4 protein-coding genes are annotated in these 1,905 nt (G+C 36.3%); all 4 read right to left on the reverse strand.

Annotated features, from left to right (window positions below; translation table 11 throughout):
• Positions 1 to 159: 159 nt before the first annotated feature.
• Positions 160 to 666, reverse strand: a complete 507-nt coding sequence (locus JSQ97_RS12735) for a hypothetical protein (RefSeq protein ID WP_205076393.1) — start codon at positions 664 to 666, stop codon at positions 160 to 162.
• Between the two features lie 106 nt (positions 667 to 772).
• On the reverse strand, positions 773 to 1,111 hold the full coding sequence (gene mazF, locus JSQ97_RS12740) for an endoribonuclease MazF (RefSeq protein ID WP_205076394.1): 339 nt from the start codon (positions 1,109 to 1,111) through the stop codon (positions 773 to 775).
• Positions 1,105 to 1,338, reverse strand: a complete 234-nt coding sequence (locus JSQ97_RS12745) for an AbrB/MazE/SpoVT family DNA-binding domain-containing protein (RefSeq protein WP_205076395.1) — start codon at positions 1,336 to 1,338, stop codon at positions 1,105 to 1,107. Before JSQ97_RS12745 ends, mazF begins: the two co-directional genes overlap by 7 nt.
• Positions 1,339 to 1,384: 46 nt before the next feature.
• Positions 1,385 to 1,630, reverse strand: a complete 246-nt coding sequence (locus JSQ97_RS12750; RefSeq protein WP_205076396.1) for a hypothetical protein — start codon at positions 1,628 to 1,630, stop codon at positions 1,385 to 1,387.
• Between the last annotated feature and the right edge of the window lie 275 nt (positions 1,631 to 1,905).

The following is a 1,905-nucleotide window of genomic DNA, read 5'->3' on the forward strand; positions in this document are numbered from 1 at the left end:
ATACTAAAAACGGTAATATGATTTTCTTTTTCATCGTAATCAGACGCTTGCCGACTTCATTTTTGAAAATATTTTAATATAACTTATTTTTATATTCTTTTAATATCGTATCTTCAAATTTACTAAAAACCATATATTCTCCAAATTGCACCGCACGGTTTATTTCTCCAACAATTTCATTACGTTCTTGGCATCTTTTATTTTGTAAAACCCCGGAACGCTTAATTCAGAGGATAATCCGTATGAGGGAAATCCGGATCGGTGAAAAAAACTCGGCTGTTCGGCGAACAGAATAGTTCCTGTTCCGTTTGCATATTCTATCAGTCTTAATGTAGTCCATTTCCCCTTCGGTATGCTTTCTATTCTTTTGTATTTTACAATTATTACTCTTTTATCCGTAACAAAATATTCTGTGTTTTTTCTATTTAGATAATCATGTATAAAGCGTCCTATCGTAATGTAAATTCCCGCTAAAATAAAAGGTATGCCCCACAACGTAAAAAAAATAGGTGCGTCCTTTATTCGTAATACGTTTATTTCCCAAAAAACAGCAAATCCCGCCCATAATACAGAAAAAGGGATCATAAAAATATCTGATTTTGTAAATACAATGCCTTGCTTAGGTTTTCCTTTCCAAAGCAAACTTTCATCAATATCAAATTTCATAAGTACTCCCAGATCTTCGCTCCGGCGGAGCGTCCGTATAACATACGCTTAAACAACAGAGGGCTTGAACCGCCGCCCGCTTTGAAAACCATATTATGTGATTTCTCTACTCAATCATCAATTTTATATTATCAACGACAGAATTTATTTCATTTTCCGTTGCCTTTTCGATAAAATCACAGTTTCTTTGACTCCAGTCAAGATTTTTTACTTGGTCGCTCAAAATACAGCCGTTGATAGAATGATTGTCCAATACAATTTCAAAAGGATAACCTTTTATATGGCTTGTGATAGGACAAAACAAAGCCAGTCCGATTTTCTGATTATATTTTTTCTGAGAAACGCAAATTGCCGGTCGGCAACCTCTTTGCTCATGTCCGGCCTGCGGATCAAAATCAAGCCATACCAAGTCGCCTCTTTCGGGAACATAATTTGATTTTACCATTCTTCTTTACCCGCCGCATAACCTGTTGAAACTTCCGAATGAATGTTATCAAGTGTAACAAGAGCCAGCATATCATCAAGCGATTTTTTCTGAGGAAGAATTACCATTTTGCCCTTTTCAGCAATTATTTCGATTTTACTGCCGCTTCTTACATTGTTATCTTTTGCCCAAAGAGAAGGAATCCTAAAACCGAGGCTGTTACCCCATTTCTGAATTACTACCTGCATAACACACCTCCATATATTTAGTATATACAATGTATATTTTATTTTGTCAAGGAAAATGTATAAAAGAAACAACAAAGAGTTTGAAGGGAGATTTTTTCTCTCGAAACTGCCTTATCGATTCGATGATGCCGAAACCGGACAGCAAAGAGACGGCAGGAATTCCGAGAGTCATAAAATCATTTACGATTTTGTCGCACAGTCTCGGAGCCGGCAAATGCCGTTCTTCCAAAATAAACTGTTGCTCCGCAGACAAGGGAAAAACAATTTCTGCAAGAATAAAGCCCGTTACCATCAGAAAAACTAATAACTCTGAAATCGGAAATGCGAATGTCGGTTTTGAAAGGCGGTGCTTTTTTCATTTTATATCCAATGTGCGCCTCAATGCGGGCGTCCGCCTGACATCCGCTTAACCTGTTATTGATAATTAAATACGGCTTTTCCAATACTCACTATTTATTTCTCGGTCTTTTTTTTCAATGCTATGCGTAACATCAGCAGACTTAAACATAAAGTTACCGGTGTAAATATTATTTTTTCAAAAAGTGTTTTTGCAAGTATATTTCCAAC

The sequence above is a fragment of the Treponema sp. Marseille-Q4523 genome (genome assembly GCF_016901105.1).
GTDB lineage: Bacteria > Spirochaetota > Spirochaetia > Treponematales > Treponemataceae > Treponema_D.